This is a genomic window from Microbacterium enclense (assembly GCF_001456955.1).
Classification (GTDB): Bacteria; Actinomycetota; Actinomycetes; order Actinomycetales; family Microbacteriaceae; genus Microbacterium; species Microbacterium enclense.
Window position 1 is genome coordinate 514332 of the sequence record NZ_KQ758467.1, and the last position, 14683, is coordinate 529014.

Below are 14683 nucleotides of genomic sequence, written 5' to 3' on the forward strand. Positions count from 1 at the left end.
TAACACATTGCAACAACGGGGCCACAGGGGCGCGGTTAGGTTTGTGACAATCCGCGGGGGTTCCTCCGCGCGGTTCCTACTCACCAAGGAGCACCCATATGAGTGTCCTCTCCCGTTCGCGCACCGCGAAGATCATCGGCGGCCTCGCCGTGGTCGGCGTCAGCGCGCTCGTCCTCGCCGGTTGTTCCGGCAGCAGCACCCCCGCCGAGACCGGCGACGCTGCCGGCGGCGGCGACTTCCCGATCGACTGCAACGCGGCCGAGCCGGCTTCGTACACGCCCGACTACTCCTCGACGTCGACCGGCCCCGCGACCGACCTGACGTACAACATCGGCACGGCTCTGCCCGTCACCGGCAACCTCGCGTTCCTCGGCCCGCCCGAGATCGCCGGCACCGAGTACGCCGCGTCCGAGATCAACGCCGCCAACAAGGGCGTGCAGATCAACCTCATCCAGGGCGACTCGGGCGACACCGACAACAAGGCCTACGAGACCGAGATCCCGCGCCTGCTGGGCGCCGGTGCCACCGCCATCGTCGGCGCGGCCTCCTCGGGCACGTCGCTGCAGTTCATCGACCAGGTCATCGCGGCCAACGCCGTGCAGATCTCGCCGGCCAACACCTCCGCGGCGTTCACCGGCTACGACGACAAGGGCCTGTACTGGCGGACTGCTCCCTCCGACGTCCTCCAGGGTGAGGTTCTCGGCAACCTGATCGCCTCCGAGGGCAACGAGACCCTCGGCATGATCGTGCTGAACGACTCCTACGGCACCGGCCTCGCGTGCTTCACCAAGAAGGCCTTCGAGAACGCCGGCGGATCCGTCGTCGCGACGAGCCTCTACAACACCGGTGACACCAACTTCTCGGCGCAGATCGAAGACGTGCTGGCCCAGTCGCCCGACGCGATCGCCCTGATCACGTTCGACGAGGTGTCGACCATCATCCCCGACATCACCGCGAGCGTCAGCCCCGACAAGCTCTTCTTCGTTGACGGCAACCTGAAGAACTTCGGCGACCAGTTCCCCACCGGCACGCTCGCCGGCGCCAAGGGCACCTACCCCAGCGTCGACCCCGACTCGACGGCGACGTTCCGTTCGTCGCTGGAGTCGTTCTGGTCCGGCAAGGGTCAGCCCGCGCTCGAGGACTTCACCTACGCCCCCGAGTCCTACGACTCGGTCGTGCTGCTCGCCCTCGCGGCGCTGAAGGCCGGCTCGGCTGCCGGTCCCGACGTCGCGGCCAACCTGCAGGCGGTCTCCGGCGGCAGCGGCAGCGGCACCAAGTGCGCGACGTACGCCGAGTGCGCCGACATCATCATCGGTGGTGGCGAGGCCGACTACGACGGCGTCTCCGGCCCGATCACCTTCGACGAGGTCGGCGACCCGACCGAGGCGACGATCGGTGTCTTCGAGTACGGCGACGACAACAACTACAGCTGGCTCCGCGCCGGTTGATCGGTTCCTTCTGAAGGGCCCCGGGACGTCGGTTCCGGGGCCCTTCTTCTGCGCGCGAGCCCAGGGCGCAGGCCGTCGCCCGGCCTCCAGTGCGGCGCGACGGGGGACGCACGGGCCGGTTGGATCGGCGGCACGGTGCCGCCCGGGTTCCTGGCATGCGCGCGCCGTGGTGGCATCCGGCAACCGGTCTTCGCACAGTGTCGTCGAGCTCGAGCACCTCGCTGGCGAAGCTGCGAGTCTCGCGTTCCAGCGAGCTCGGTGACGTGCCCGTTCACGGATGCCGTGCGACCCACGTCCTCCCGCTGACGCGCGACGTCGCACGGCTCGGCGCGGCACTATGCGGCGGGCCAGGGTGCGGCATGCTTCGGCACGGCGGGGGAGGACGACCCGCTCGGCGAAGCCGCCCTGCGTTTGCGGCAGATGCAGCGCCCGGGCGCAGCGCGCCTCATACGGCGCGTCTCGGCGCAGCGCGCCTGGTACGGCGCGCACCGGTGCAGCGCGCCTGGTACGGCGCGCATCGGCGCAGCGCGCCTCCCGCACGGTGAGCCTGGGCGCGGCCGGCAGGGCCGGAGCGAGTCGCCCCTCACGGACCGCGACGCAGCAGGCGATCGCGCCCCGAGAGCGCCCCGCAGCAACGGAAACGCCCCGCAGCAACGGAAACGGCCCGAGCCCCCGAAGGGGCCCGGGCCGATCCGTCGCGGACGCGCGGCTCAGGTGCCGAGCGTGCCCAGGTACAGGCCGATGACGGCCGGGTCGTCCATCAGCTCGCGACCGGTGCCGGTGTAGGCGTCGCGGCCCTGGTCGAGCACGTAGCCGCGGTCGCAGATCTGCAGGCAGCGGCGGGCGTTCTGCTCCACCATGATGCAGGTCACGCCCGCCTTGTTGATCTCCGAGACGCGGATGAACGCCTCGTCCTGACGCACCGGCGACAGTCCCGCCGACGGCTCGTCGAGCAGCAGCACCTTCGGGTCCATCATGAGCGCGCGGCCCATGGCGACCATCTGGCGCTCACCGCCCGACAGGGAGCCGGCGCGCTGCTTCAACCGCTTGGCGAGGTCGGGGAAGATGCTCGTGACGAAGTCGACGCGCTCGGCGAACCCCTTCGGCCGCTGGTAGAGACCCATCTGCAGGTTCTCGGCGATCGTCAGGCTGGGGAAGACGTTGTTCGTCTGCGGCACGAAGCCGACGCCCTTCGCGACGAGCTTGTTGGCCCGGAGCCCCGTGATCTCTTCGCCGTCGAGGATGACCGCGCCCGAGCGCACCTTCACCTGTCCGAAGATCGCCTTGAGCATGGTCGACTTGCCGGCGCCGTTGGGGCCGATGATGCCGATCAGCTCGCCGGGGGCGGCGGTGAGGTTGGCGCCGTTGAGGATGTTCACCCCGGGCAGGTACCCGGCGTGCACATCGCGGAGCTCGACAACGTTGCCGGTCATCGACCGTCCTCCTTCTCGTGCGACGACGGCGACGAGTCGCTGTCGATCGCGGCGTCGACCTGCTGTGCGGTCTCGAGCAGTTCCGCCGCGGCCGCCGAATCGACGGTGCCCTCGTGGCGGCCCGTGACGACGCCGAGGTCGACGTCCTGGTGGGCGCCGAGATAGGCGTCGATGACGGCCTGGTCCTTCATCACCGTGTCGGGCGGTCCCTCGGCCACGATCTTGCCCTCTGCCATCACGACGACCCAGTCGGCGATGTGGCGCACCATGTGCATGTCGTGCTCGACGAACAGCACGGTCATGCCCAGGTCTTTCAGGTCGAGGATGTGGTCGAGCAGCGACTGCGTGAGCGCCGGGTTGACGCCGGCCATCGGCTCGTCGAGCATCACCAGCGTGGGGTCGCTCATGAGCGCGCGAGCCATCTCGAGCAGCTTGCGCTGACCACCCGACAGCGAGGCGGCGAAGTCGGCCTCCTTGGCATCCAACTTGAACCGCTTGAGCAGCTCGCGCGCCTTCGCGTCGTTGTCGGCCTCCTGCTTGCGCCAGACGAAGGGGAGGATGCTGGAGAACAGCCCCTCGCCCTTCTGCTTGGTCGCCCCGAGCTTCATGTTCTCGAGCACGGTGAGAAGGCCCAGCGCCTTGGTGAGCTGGAACGTGCGCACCTGGCCCATGCGGGCCGCCTTGAACGCGGGGATGCCGGCGAGGTTCTTGCCGTCGAACGACCACTGCCCGCTGTTGGGCTTGTCGAAGCCCGTGAGCAGATTGAACAGGGTCGTCTTGCCGGCGCCGTTGGGGCCGATCAGCGCCGTGATGGCGTTTCGCGGGATCTCGAGGTGCTCGACGTTGACGGCGGTGTTGCCGCCGAAGTCGCGGCGGACGTTGTCGGCGATGATGATCGGGTCGACCTTGGCGACGCCCGGTCCCACCTCGCCCTTGTGCAGCCCGGTCGCCTTCACCCGCGGCGCCGAAGCGCTGGGTGCGACGGGCGTGGACTCATCGGACAAAGGTCATCTCCTTCTTGCTGCCCAGGATGCCCTGGGGGCGGAAGATCACGAGCAGCATCAGTGCGACGCCGACGATGACGAAGACGAGCATCTGCGACTGATCGGCGGTGAGGAACGGCAGCAGTCCGATGGAGGACAGCGCCGGCAGGAGGTTCGACAGGAACGCGCGCACGACCCAGAACAGCACGGCGCCGAGCACCGGGCCGAAGATCGTGGCCGCGCCGCCGAGCAGCAGCGCCGTGTAGACGAAGAACGTCTGCGACGTGACGTACACGTTCGGGTTCACGTTCGTGTCCATGGCGGTGATGATGCCGCCGGCGGCGATGATCACACCGCCGATGACGAGCGCCTGCATCTTGAAGGCGAAGACGTTCTTACCGAGCGCGCGCACGGCATCCTCGTCTTCCCGGATGCCGCGGATGACACGCCCCCACGGGCTGCGCATCAGCATCCACACCAGCAGCACCGCCACGGCGACGGCGAGCAGGCCCAGGATGATGACGTACCAGCGGTTGGCGTTGTAGGTCCACGGGCCGAAGCCGTAGTCGCCCTGCGGGAGGGGGTTGTTCTCGCCGCGCCAGCCCGACTGGAAGTTGAACAGGCCGTCGGCCGAACCGGTGACGCTGCGGAAGGTCGAGGTCAGGAAGACCAGGCGCAGGATCTCGGCGGCGGCGATCGTGACGATGGCGAGGTAGTCGCCGCGCAGACGCAGTGTCGGGATGCCCATGATGAGCGCGAACACCACGGCCGCGGCGAAACCGATCAGCGCCGCGATCGGCCACGCGAGACCGAACGTCAGGATCGAGATCGCGAAGCCGTAGGCGCCGATGGCCATGAAGCCGGCGACACCCATGTTGAGCAGGCCCGCGAAGCCGAAGTGCATCGACAGGCCGATGGCGGCGAGGGCGTATCCGAACGTGGCCGGCGCGAGGATCTGCGACGCGGTGTTGGAGAGGATCTGCAGGAAGTCCATGGTGTACCTACCCGATTCGCTCTCGGCGGCCGAGGATGCCCTGCGGCCGGAAGAGGAGGATGACGATGAGCACGACAAGGGCGCCCACATACTTCATGTCGGAGGGGATCCACAGCGTGGACACCTCGACGAGGAGGCCGACGACGATCGAGCCGATGAGGGCGCCGAACGCCGTCCCGAGCCCGCCGAGCACGACGGCGGCGAACATGAGCAGCAGGATGCCGGAGCCCATGTCCCAGCGGATGCCGGGCCGGAAGTAGGCCCAGAGCACGCCCGCCAGACCGGCGAGGGCGGATGCCAGTACCCACACGATGCGCACGACGTTGTCGACGTCGATGCCCGAGGCCGCCGCCAACGACGGGTTGTCGGACACCGCGCGCGTGGCGCGGCCGAGGCGCGTGCGGGTCAGCCACCACGCGAACGCACCGATGACGACGATCGAGATCGCCATGCTCGTGACATCGGTGACGCTGATGCGCACCGGTCCGAGTCCCGGGATGATCTCGCTGGAGGCGCCGGGGAGCTGCTGCGTGCCGCCGCCGATGAAGATCTGGAAGATATAGCGCAGTGCGAGCGACAGACCGATCGAGACGATCATGAGCTGCACGATGCCGAGACCGCGTCGTCGCAGAGGCCGCCAGATGCCGGCATCCATGGCGAGTCCGAACAGACCCGACAGGATGATCGCCAACGGAATGGCCACCCAGATCGACCACCCGGTCCCGGCGCTGAGGAACAGCGCGGCGATGGCCCCGAAGGTCACCATCTCACCGTGTGCGAAGTTCGACAGGCCCGTCGTGCCGAACACGAGGGAGAGGCCGATGGCGGCGAGGGCGAGCATGAGGCCGAAGTTCAGGCCATTCACCGTGCGCGAGAGCAGCTGGTCGACGAAGCTCGTCGTCTGCCGCTCGGCGGCTCCGAGGGTGAAGTTGCTCGAGACGGTGCTCGAGCTTCCGAACTCCACCGTGCGCTCGAACTCCGACCCGTCGGGGACCGAGATGCCCGACAGCGACGTGCGGTCGAGTTCCAGCGTCCAGGTGCCCTCCTTCGTCGGGACCTTGATCGTGGCGCGACCGCGCTCGTCGGTCGTGCCCTCGCCGGTGAAGGAGCCGTCGGTGGCGGTCACCTTCGCCTGCGCGACGGGCTCGCCCTCGGAACGGACGTTGACGTTGATCGAGTAGGGAAGATCCTCATCGCCGACGGCTGCCATCGATGCCGGGGCGAGCCCGAACACCAGTGCGGCAGCGAAGAACCCTGACAACAGCGTCAAGATCGAACGTCGACGGCGAGGCATCCTCGGGGATGCTTGCCGAGTGGTCACGGAACCTCCTGGTCATTCAGCGACGTGGCCCGTCGCCGCCCGGACACCGTAGTCCGGGAATATTGCCGCGGTGTTTCTCCGGCGGCAGTCGATGCCAGAACGATACCCGTCGCGCCGCTCATCGCCGCATACTGCGTTGCCGAGCCGTCCGCGGTGATGCGGAATGAGGGTTGTGGCCCCGTTCGGGGCTGCGGTATATCGCGCGGGCGGGAAGAAAACAATGCCGCGCGGCGCTTAGACTTTCAGGCGGAGCGCGCAGCGCGCGCACCGGCCGACGACGTCCCTTTTCACCACAGGCGCCGCGCGCGCAGGAGGACCCATGGAGCAGCACGACCCCTTCGGTTTCATCGGACTGACCTATGACGACGTCCTGCTCCTGCCGGGGCACACCGACGTCATCCCGAGCGAGGCTGACACGTCGTCGCGTCTGACCCGCCGCATCACGGTGGCGACTCCTCTTCTCTCCAGTGCCATGGACACCGTCACCGAGGCGCGCATGGCCATCGCCATCGCGCGCCAGGGCGGCATCGGCATCGTGCACCGCAACCTCTCGATCGACGACCAGGCCGGCATCGTCGACCAGGTCAAGCGCAGCGAGTCGGGCATGGTCTCCGATCCCATCACCACGAACCCGGATGCCACCGTGGCCGAGGTCGACGCGATGTGCGCGCAGTACCGCATCTCGGGTCTGCCGGTCGTCGACGCCGACGGCGTGCTCGTCGGCATCATCACGAACCGCGACATGCGTTTCGTCTCCGGCTTCGAGCGCCAGACCACCAAGGTCAAGGACGTCATGACGAAAGACGGCCTGATCACCGGGCACGTCGGCATCCACGCCAACGACGTCATCGCCACCTTCGCCAAGCACCGCGTCGAGAAGCTGCCGCTCGTCGACGACGAAGGCAAGCTCGCCGGTCTCATCACCATCAAGGATTTCGACAAGAGCGAGAAGTACCCGCTCGCCACCAAGGACGACCAGGGTCGCCTGCGTGTGGGCGCCGCCATCGGCTTCTTCGGCGATGCGTGGCAGCGCGCCGAAGCGCTGCGCGACGCGGGTGTCGACGTGCTCGTCGTCGACACCGCCAACGGCCAGTCGGCCGGCGTCATCGACATCGTGCGCCGCCTCAAGGCCGACGAGTCCTTCGCCCACATCGACGTTATCGGCGGCAACGTCGCCACCCGCGAGGGCGCTCAGGCCCTGATCGACGCGGGAGTGGATGCCGTGAAGGTCGGCGTCGGACCGGGCTCGATCTGCACGACCCGCGTCGTCGCCGGCGTGGGCGTGCCGCAGGTCACCGCGATCTACGAGGCCGCGCAGGCGGCGATCCCCGCGGGCGTGCCCGTGATCGCCGACGGTGGTCTGCAGTACTCGGGCGACATCGCCAAGGCGCTCGTCGCCGGAGCCGACACCGTCATGCTCGGCTCGCTCCTCGCGGGCACCGACGAGTCGCCGGGCGAGATCGTCTTCCAGGGCGGCAAGCAGTTCAAGCAGTACCGCGGCATGGGCTCGCTCGGTGCGCTGCAGACCCGCGGCAAGAAGACGTCGTACTCGAAGGACCGCTACTTCCAGGCCGACGTGCCCAGCGATGACAAGCTCATCCCCGAGGGCATCGAGGGGCAGGTTCCCTACCGCGGTCCCGTCGCGGCCGTGGCCTACCAGCTCATCGGCGGCCTGCGTCAGTCGATGTTCTACGTCGGGGCGCGCACCGTCGAAGAGCTGAAGGCGAAGGGCAAGTTCGTACGCATCACCTCGGCGGGCCTGAAGGAGTCGCACCCGCACGACGTGCAGATCGTCGTCGAGGCGCCGAACTACAAGAAGTAGAGCGCTTCTCGCGAAGGGCCGGGCGCATGATCGCCCGGCCCTTCGCCGTGCCCGGACGCGGGGCTACGCTGAGCGCATGATCGGGCGGACACGGCATCCCGAGGCATCCGTCTCGGCTCGGCGCACGGAGGCGTTCACCGACGGCGTGTTCGCCATCGCGGCGACGCTGCTCGTGCTGGGGCTGACGGATCAATCCCTGGGATCGCCGGCCAACAACGGTGAACTCACGAATGCGCTCGTCGATCTGGCGCATCCCGTGTTCTCGTTCGTGATCAGCTTCCTCATCCTGTGTCTGATGTGGGTCACGCACGTGCGGCAGTTCGAGTACATCGCCCGCATCGACAGCACCGGTATGTGGATCAACAGCTTCCGCCTGCTGTTCGTCGTCCTCGTGCCCTTCACCTCGTCACTCAACACCACCTACGCCGATCTGCTGCTCGGGCGGGTGCTGCTGCCGGTGAACTTCTTCCTCGCGATCCTGCTCGGGTGGGTGCAGTGGGTGTGGGCCGTGCGGTCGGGGGCGATCCCCGGTCTGACGTCCGCCGACGCGCGCCGGGTGGGCCGGGCAGGGCTCAGTGCCGTCATCATCAGCGCGATCGTGATGGCCGCGAGTCCGTGGCTCGGGTCCCTCGCATTCCTCCTGTTCGCCCTGGACGGCCTGCTGACCCGCGTGCTGCGCGGGTCGAACGACGTCGTCGACGCGGCCGATGCGCCCGCCGCCGGTGATGTCGGAGGGCGCGGGTAGGCTGGGCGGGTGACCATGGAGATCGATCTCGGCCGCGCCAAGCGCGCCCGCCGCGCCTACACCTTCGACGACATCGCCGTCGTGCCGTCGCGGCGCACGCGCAACCCCGAAGACGTCTCGACCGCGTGGACGATCGACGCGTTCCCGTTCGAGATCCCCGTTCTCGGCGCCCCGATGGACTCCGTGGTCAGCCCGCGCACGGCGATCGAGCTCGGCCGCCTGGGCGGTCTCGGCGTCCTCGACCTCGAGGGCCTGTGGACGCGTTACGACGACCCCGAGCCGCACCTCGCCGAGATCGCGACGCTCCCCGAGGCCGACGCGACGCGTCGCATGCAGCAGCTCTACTCCGAGCCGATCAAGCCCGAGCTCGTCCGCGACCGTCTCGCCGAGGTGCGCGCAGCGGGCGTCGTCGTCGCCGGCGCCCTCACGCCGCAGCGCACGCAAGACCTCTACGAGACCGTCGTCGCCGCCGGCGTCGACCTCTTCGTCATCCGCGGCACCACCGTGTCGGCCGAGCACGTCTCGAAGGTCGCCGAGCCGCTCAACCTCAAGAAGTTCATCTACGACCTCGACGTGCCCGTCATCGTCGGCGGCGCGGCGACCTACACCGCGGCGCTGCACCTCATGCGCACCGGCGCCGCCGGCGTGCTCGTCGGCTTCGGCGGGGGAGCGGCCTCCACCACCCGCGCGACCCTCGGCCTGCACGCCCCGATGGCCACGGCCGTCGCCGACGTCGCCGGCGCGCGTCGCGATTACCTCGACGAGTCGGGCGGACGCTACGTGCACGTCATCGCCGACGGCGGCGTGGGCACTTCGGGCGACATCGTCAAGGCGCTCGCCATGGGGGCGGATGCCGTCATGCTCGGCGTCGCGCTCGCTCGCGCGACCGACGCTCCCGGTCGCGGCTTCCACTGGGGTCCCGAGGCGCACCACGCCAAGCTCCCGCGCGGTCGCCGCGTCGCCGTCGACCGCGTCGGTCCGCTCGAGCAGATCCTGTATGGTCCCGCGCCCGTCGCCGACGGCACCGCGAACCTCGTCGGAGCGCTCAAGAAGTCGATGGCCACCACCGGGTACTCCGACCTCAAGGAGTTCCAGCGCGTCGAGGTCGTCGTCGCCCCCTACGGTCACTGAGCCGCCACCGCATGACGTCGACCCCCGCGACCGACCCGGCACCGCCGCAGATCTTCCCGCCCACGCTGCGGGAAGTCATGCTGCGACCGCGCTGGATCGCGCTACTGGCGTTCTCGCTGCTCGTCGCCGGTGTACTCGCGTGGCTGGGGCAGTGGCAGTTGGGTCGCGCCGTCGACACCGCCCCGCCCGAACCCGGCATGACCGAGGTCGTCCGACCCCTTTCCGAGGTTGTGCAGCCCGGCGACTATCTGCCCGAGCCACTCGTGGGGCAGCGGGTCGAAGTGAGCGGTACGTGGGTGGCATCCGACTTCATCGTCGTCTCCTCCCGGTTCAACGACGACGTCCAGGGGTACTGGGTCACCGGTCAGCTCCGTGTGGCGGGAACCGCCGAACCCACCTCGGTCGCCGTGGCAACCGGATGGACGCAGAACCTCGATCAGGCGAACGCCGCCGCCGACGAACTCGAACGCCAGGCCGGAGCCGACCCCGCGGCCGTGGTCGAGGTCACCGGACGCCTCATCTCCGACGAGGGGCCCTCCGTCCCGCCCGCCGGAGCCGACCCGCTGACCCTGGTGAAGATGTCGCCGGCGATGCTGCTGGGGCGTTGGCACGACATCGAGAACGTCGACGTCTACCGGCAGTACATCGCCTCGCAGACGGCGATCGGCCCGCTCGACGACATCGCCTCTCCGGCTCCCGACGAGCGCTCCCGCGTCAACTGGCTCAACATCTTCTACGCCGCGGAGTGGGCCGTCTTCGCCGGCTTCGCGCTCTACCTCTGGTACCGCCTCGCCCGCGACGCCTGGGAGAAAGAGGTCGAAGACCTCGAAGACGAGCAGGCCGAAGCCCTCGCGGCGGGGGCCGCGGCATCCCGCGACTAGACTGGCATCCATGCCCCGTGCCCCGAAGCTCGCCTCGTTCCCGGCGATCCGCGGAGCCCTGAAGTTCTACCAGATCTGCTCGATCATCACCGGTGTCGGCCTGCTGCTGCTGGTCGCCGAGATGATCCTGAAGTACACGCCCATTCACGTGGAGCTGTTCCTCGGCGGGTCCGGTGGCTTCCTGTGGTTCGCAGACGCCGTGCCCGGCCCCGACTGCCAGTGGTTCTCGCTATTCGTGCCCGGCGGCAGCGGCTGCGAGATCCTGTCGACCGGCGACGGCGTCAACGTCTCGCTCGCGATCCTCGTGGCGCACGGCTGGTTCTACGTCGTGTACCTCTTCTCGTGCTTCCGCGTGTGGAGCCTCATGCGGTGGCCGTTCCGCCGCTTCGTCTTCCTCGCCCTCGGCGGCGTCGTGCCGTTCCTCTCCTTCATCCTCGAGGTGCGCACCGCCCGCCGCGTGCGCGCCTACCTCGCCGAGCGCGAAGCCGCCCAGGCCGCCGCTCCCGTTCCCACCCCGGAAGGCAACCGGTGACCGAACAGACCGAAACGTCTCAGCGCCCCGTCCTCGTCGTCGACTTCGGCGCCCAGTACGCGCAGCTCATCGCGCGTCGCGTGCGTGAGGCCGGCGTGTACAGCGAGATCGTGCCGCACACCGCCACGGCCGACGAGATCGCCGCCAAGAACCCCGTCGGCATCATCCTGTCGGGCGGGCCGTCGTCGGTGTACGAAGACGGTGCTCCCAGCCTCGACACCGGCGTGTTCGACCTCGACGTGCCCACCCTCGGCATCTGCTACGGCTTCCAGGTCATGGCCAAGGCCCTCGGCGGCGAGGTCGCCAACACCGGACTCCGGGAGTACGGGGCGACGGATGCCACGGTGGTCACCGAAGGCACCCTGCTGCAGGGGCAGCCCGCCGAGCAGAACGTGTGGATGAGCCACGGCGATCAGGTCTCGCGCGCACCCGACGGCTTCGACGTGCTCGCCCGCACCGCGCACACGCCCGTCGCCGCCTTCGCGAACGACGCCCGTCGCATGTACGGCGTGCAGTGGCATCCCGAGGTCAAGCACTCCGACCACGGCCAGCACGTGCTCGAGAACTTCCTGCACAAGGCCGCGGGCCTGCCCGCCGACTGGAACAGCGGCAACGTCATCGCCGAGCAGGTCGAGCGCATCCGCCAGCAGGTCGGCACCGGCCGCGTCATCTCGGCGCTGTCGGGTGGCGTCGACTCCGCAGTGTCGACCGCTCTCGTGCACGAGGCCGTCGGCGACCAGCTCATCGCCGTGTTCGTCGACCACGGGCTGCTGCGCAAGGGCGAGCGCGAGCAGGTCGAGAACGACTACGTCGCCTCCACCGGCGTGAAGCTCATCACGGTCGACGCCCGCGAGACGTTCCTCGACGCCCTCGCCGGGGTCAGCGACCCCGAGCAGAAGCGCAAGATCATCGGCCGCGAGTTCATCCGCGCCTTCGAGAAGGTGCAGGCCGACCTCGTCGCCGAGGCGAAGGCCGAGGGGGAGCAGGTGCGCTTCCTCGTGCAGGGCACGCTCTACCCCGACGTCGTCGAGTCCGGCGGGGGCGCCGGAACCGCCAACATCAAGAGCCACCACAACGTCGGCGGCCTGCCCGAAGACCTGCAGTTCGAACTGGTCGAGCCGCTGCGAACCCTCTTCAAAGACGAGGTGCGCGCCATCGGCCGCGAGCTCGGCCTGCCCGAAGCCATCGTCGGCCGCCAGCCCTTTCCGGGGCCCGGTCTTGGCATCCGCATCGTGGGCGAGGTCACCGCTGACCGTCTCGAGATCCTGCGTGAGGCCGACGCCATCGCCCGCGCCGAACTGACCAAGGCCGGTCTCGACAATGAGATCTGGCAGTGCCCCGTCGTGCTGCTCGCCGACGTGCGCTCGGTCGGCGTGCAGGGCGACGGCCGCACCTACGGCCACCCCATCGTTCTGCGACCCGTCTCGTCGGAAGACGCCATGACGGCCGACTGGACGCGCCTGCCCTACGACGTGCTGTCGAAGATCTCCAACCGCATCACCAACGAGGTGAGAGACGTCAACCGCGTCGTACTCGACGTGACGTCGAAGCCGCCGGGGACGATCGAATGGGAGTGAGCCGGAGTGTCGGTCGCGCCGTACGTCGCTGCTGACTCCCGGCTACGTGACACGCCCTCCTGAGTCGAAAACGGGGCCCCTACCCCGATCGACTCAGGAGGGCGTGTCACTTCGCCTTGCGTCGACATCGGCGTGCGCGCTCCGCCTGCCCGGCGGTGGGTATGAGGGCGGGGCCCCTACCCCGATCGACTCGAAGACGATGCCCCTCCACCGGACGGCGGCGCCGTTGCTCTGTCGTCGGCCGTTGTGGGGAAGGCGCACCGGCGGCGCTGTGACGGGGTTTGGGGCGGAATCGGCCGTTCGGGGCGGGCGGATCTCGCCCCGAACGGCGGAATCCGCCCCAAACCGACGCGAAGGCCGTGCTCGGCGTCGGGGCGGACGCGGGTGCGGGAGGATGGTGGCGTGAGCGACGCCGAGTTCCCCGACGCCTGGTACCTCATCCTCTCGAGCCGGCTCATCCCCGACCTCGACGGCGGATACACCATCTCGACCCTGGCCCGAGCGCGTCAGATGGCGGAGGCCGGTGCGTCGCCGCTGCTGCTGACGGTCGACCCCGGCGCGGTCGACGCCCACGCGGCGCACCGGGCGACCTTCGTCGAGCGCGGGGCGGCTGCGGCATCCGAAGTCTTCCGCAACCTCTTCGACGACGCCGTGGCGACCGCCGGGGGAGCGGCCGAGTGGCTGCGCGAGGCGGCCCACGACGGGCACGCCGATCCGACGCTGGAGTACCGCGACGTTGCCGGGGGCGCGGTGTCGCTGCCGAATGTCATCGACCCCGACTGGCTCCTGACGACGGCGCCGATCATCGTCCGCGACACCGCGGGCGAGTCGGTGGGCGTCATCGACGGATTCGGTGCCCTGTACCGGGCGTGGCTGTCGCACGTTGCCTCGGCGTTGCGCGCCGAGATCGATCGGCCGATCGTCGTCATCTGCGAGTCGCGGCAGGTGGGAGAGCTCATCGTCGGGTGGGGCGACGAAGACGTGCGGATCCTGCACACCATCCATACGATCCATCTCGAGCCGCCGTACCGCGCCGACTCCGACCTGAACCGTCTGTGGGCGCGGTGGTTCGAGATCGCGCCGCGCTTCGACGCCGTGCTCTGGCCGACCCTGCAGCAGCGCGAGGACGTGCGCGCCCGCTTCGGCGCGGAGGCGAATGATGTCGTCGCACCGCACGCCGTCGAGGGGCCGGCGACCGCGGTGCCGTCGAGTCGGCGGGATGCCGGTCGGGTCGTCGTCCTGGGACGTCTCGCCCCGGGCAAGCGGCTCGACCACGCGATCCGCGCCTTCGGCCGTGTCGTCGGGGATGTGCCCGACGCGCGGCTGGACCTGTGGGGCGAAGGGCCGCAGCGAGGCGACCTCGAGGGGCTCGTCGCGGACCGCGGTCTCGGCGCGCGCGTGACCCTGCCCGGCCTCACCTCGAGTCCCGGCGCCGTTCTCGACCGAGCCGCGGTCTACCTCACCACCTCGGCTTTCGAGGGGCAGGGGCTCGCGATGGCGGAGGCCCTCGCGCACGGCACGCCCGTCGTCGCCTACGACATCCGCTACGGCCCGCGCGACATGCTCGCCACCGGCGGCGGCATCCTGGTTCCGGACGGCGATGAAGACGCGCTCGCCGCTGCCCTCACCCGCGTGCTGACGGATGCCGCGCTGCGCGAACGCCTTTCGGCGCAGGCGCGGGATGCCGCGGCCGCGCTGAGCCCGGAGCGGGCGATGAGGACGCTCGCAGCCGCGTGCCGCGAATCGTTGTCACGCCCGCGGCGGCGCTGACGCCAGACCGTCGGGCATGGCGCATAGCCTGACGACGGTCGACGCC

The 14683-nt window shown here is 69.5% G+C and carries 12 protein-coding genes; 8 read left to right on the forward strand and 4 right to left on the reverse strand.

The window, feature by feature from the left end; all coding sequences use genetic code 11:
• The first annotated feature begins 98 nt into the window (after window positions 1–98).
• On the forward strand, window positions 99–1448 hold the full coding sequence (locus AS029_RS02385; RefSeq protein ID WP_058230971.1) for an ABC transporter substrate-binding protein: 1350 nt from the start codon (window positions 99–101) through the stop codon (window positions 1446–1448).
• Window positions 1449–2158: 710 nt separating this feature from the next.
• Here AS029_RS02385 and AS029_RS02390 read toward each other — a convergent pair.
• Genes AS029_RS02390 through AS029_RS02405 form a run of 4 tightly spaced genes read right to left on the reverse strand, consistent with a single transcriptional unit; the run spans window position 2159 to window position 6152 of the window.
• Window positions 2159–2881 carry an ABC transporter ATP-binding protein gene (locus tag AS029_RS02390; protein WP_058230972.1) on the reverse strand — a complete coding sequence of 241 codons (723 nt, stop codon included), beginning with the start codon at window positions 2879–2881 and terminating at the stop codon, window positions 2159–2161.
• Window positions 2878–3837, reverse strand: a complete 960-nt coding sequence (locus AS029_RS02395; RefSeq protein ID WP_228375867.1) for an ABC transporter ATP-binding protein — start codon at window positions 3835–3837, stop codon at window positions 2878–2880. Before AS029_RS02395 ends, AS029_RS02390 begins: the two co-directional genes overlap by 4 nt.
• A 37-nt stretch (window positions 3838–3874) precedes the next feature.
• Complete coding sequence (locus AS029_RS02400) at window positions 3875–4858, reverse strand: branched-chain amino acid ABC transporter permease (RefSeq protein ID WP_058230974.1); 984 nt, start codon at window positions 4856–4858, stop codon at window positions 3875–3877.
• 7 nt (window positions 4859–4865) lie between these two features.
• The gene (locus tag AS029_RS02405) at window positions 4866–6152 is read right to left on the reverse strand and encodes a branched-chain amino acid ABC transporter permease (RefSeq protein ID WP_082642102.1); all 1287 of its coding nucleotides are present in this window, start codon (window positions 6150–6152) and stop codon (window positions 4866–4868) included.
• 346 nt (window positions 6153–6498) lie between these two features.
• Here AS029_RS02405 and guaB point away from each other — a divergent pair, with 346 nt between their 5' ends.
• The 7 genes from guaB to AS029_RS02440 all read left to right on the forward strand — a co-directional run bounded on the left by guaB (window position 6499) and on the right by AS029_RS02440 (window position 14637).
• Entirely contained in the window at window positions 6499–8001 is a 1503-nt protein-coding gene (gene guaB / locus AS029_RS02410; protein ID WP_058230976.1) for an IMP dehydrogenase, read from the forward strand.
• 76 nt (window positions 8002–8077) lie between these two features.
• Window positions 8078–8746, forward strand: coding sequence for a TMEM175 family protein (locus tag AS029_RS02415; RefSeq protein WP_058230977.1), 669 nt, complete (start codon window positions 8078–8080; stop codon window positions 8744–8746).
• Between the two features lie 15 nt (window positions 8747–8761).
• Complete coding sequence (locus tag AS029_RS02420; protein ID WP_058231199.1) at window positions 8762–9877, forward strand: GuaB3 family IMP dehydrogenase-related protein; 1116 nt, start codon at window positions 8762–8764, stop codon at window positions 9875–9877.
• 11 nt (window positions 9878–9888) lie between these two features.
• Entirely contained in the window at window positions 9889–10758 is an 870-nt protein-coding gene (locus AS029_RS02425) for an SURF1 family protein (protein WP_058230978.1), read from the forward strand.
• A gap of 10 nt (window positions 10759–10768) precedes the next feature.
• Complete coding sequence (locus AS029_RS02430; protein WP_058230979.1) at window positions 10769–11290, forward strand: DUF3817 domain-containing protein; 522 nt, start codon at window positions 10769–10771, stop codon at window positions 11288–11290.
• The gene (gene guaA, locus AS029_RS02435) at window positions 11287–12867 is read left to right on the forward strand and encodes a glutamine-hydrolyzing GMP synthase (RefSeq protein ID WP_058230980.1); all 1581 of its coding nucleotides are present in this window, start codon (window positions 11287–11289) and stop codon (window positions 12865–12867) included. The genes AS029_RS02430 and guaA overlap by 4 nt, the downstream gene beginning before the upstream one ends.
• A 402-nt stretch (window positions 12868–13269) precedes the next feature.
• Window positions 13270–14637 carry a glycosyltransferase gene (locus tag AS029_RS02440; protein WP_058230981.1) on the forward strand — a complete coding sequence of 456 codons (1368 nt, stop codon included), beginning with the start codon at window positions 13270–13272 and terminating at the stop codon, window positions 14635–14637.
• Window positions 14638–14683 lie beyond the last annotated feature (46 nt).

Excerpts from the sequence above, each read along its gene's own strand:
- AS029_RS02385 (WP_058230971.1), top strand. The coding sequence starts at position 99 with ATGAGTGTCCTCTCCCGTTCGCGCACCGCGAAGATCATCGGCGGCCTC.
- AS029_RS02390 (WP_058230972.1), bottom strand. The coding sequence starts at position 2,881 with ATGACCGGCAACGTTGTCGAGCTCCGCGATGTGCACGCCGGGTACCTG.
- AS029_RS02400 (WP_058230974.1), bottom strand. The coding sequence starts at position 4,858 with ATGGACTTCCTGCAGATCCTCTCCAACACCGCGTCGCAGATCCTCGCG.
- AS029_RS02405 (WP_082642102.1), bottom strand. The coding sequence starts at position 6,152 with ATGCCTCGCCGTCGACGTTCGATCTTGACGCTGTTGTCAGGGTTCTTC.
- guaB (WP_058230976.1), top strand. The coding sequence starts at position 6,499 with ATGGAGCAGCACGACCCCTTCGGTTTCATCGGACTGACCTATGACGAC.
- AS029_RS02415 (WP_058230977.1), top strand. The coding sequence starts at position 8,078 with ATGATCGGGCGGACACGGCATCCCGAGGCATCCGTCTCGGCTCGGCGC.
- AS029_RS02420 (WP_058231199.1), top strand. The coding sequence starts at position 8,762 with ATGGAGATCGATCTCGGCCGCGCCAAGCGCGCCCGCCGCGCCTACACC.
- AS029_RS02425 (WP_058230978.1), top strand. The coding sequence starts at position 9,889 with ATGACGTCGACCCCCGCGACCGACCCGGCACCGCCGCAGATCTTCCCG.
- AS029_RS02430 (WP_058230979.1), top strand. The coding sequence starts at position 10,769 with ATGCCCCGTGCCCCGAAGCTCGCCTCGTTCCCGGCGATCCGCGGAGCC.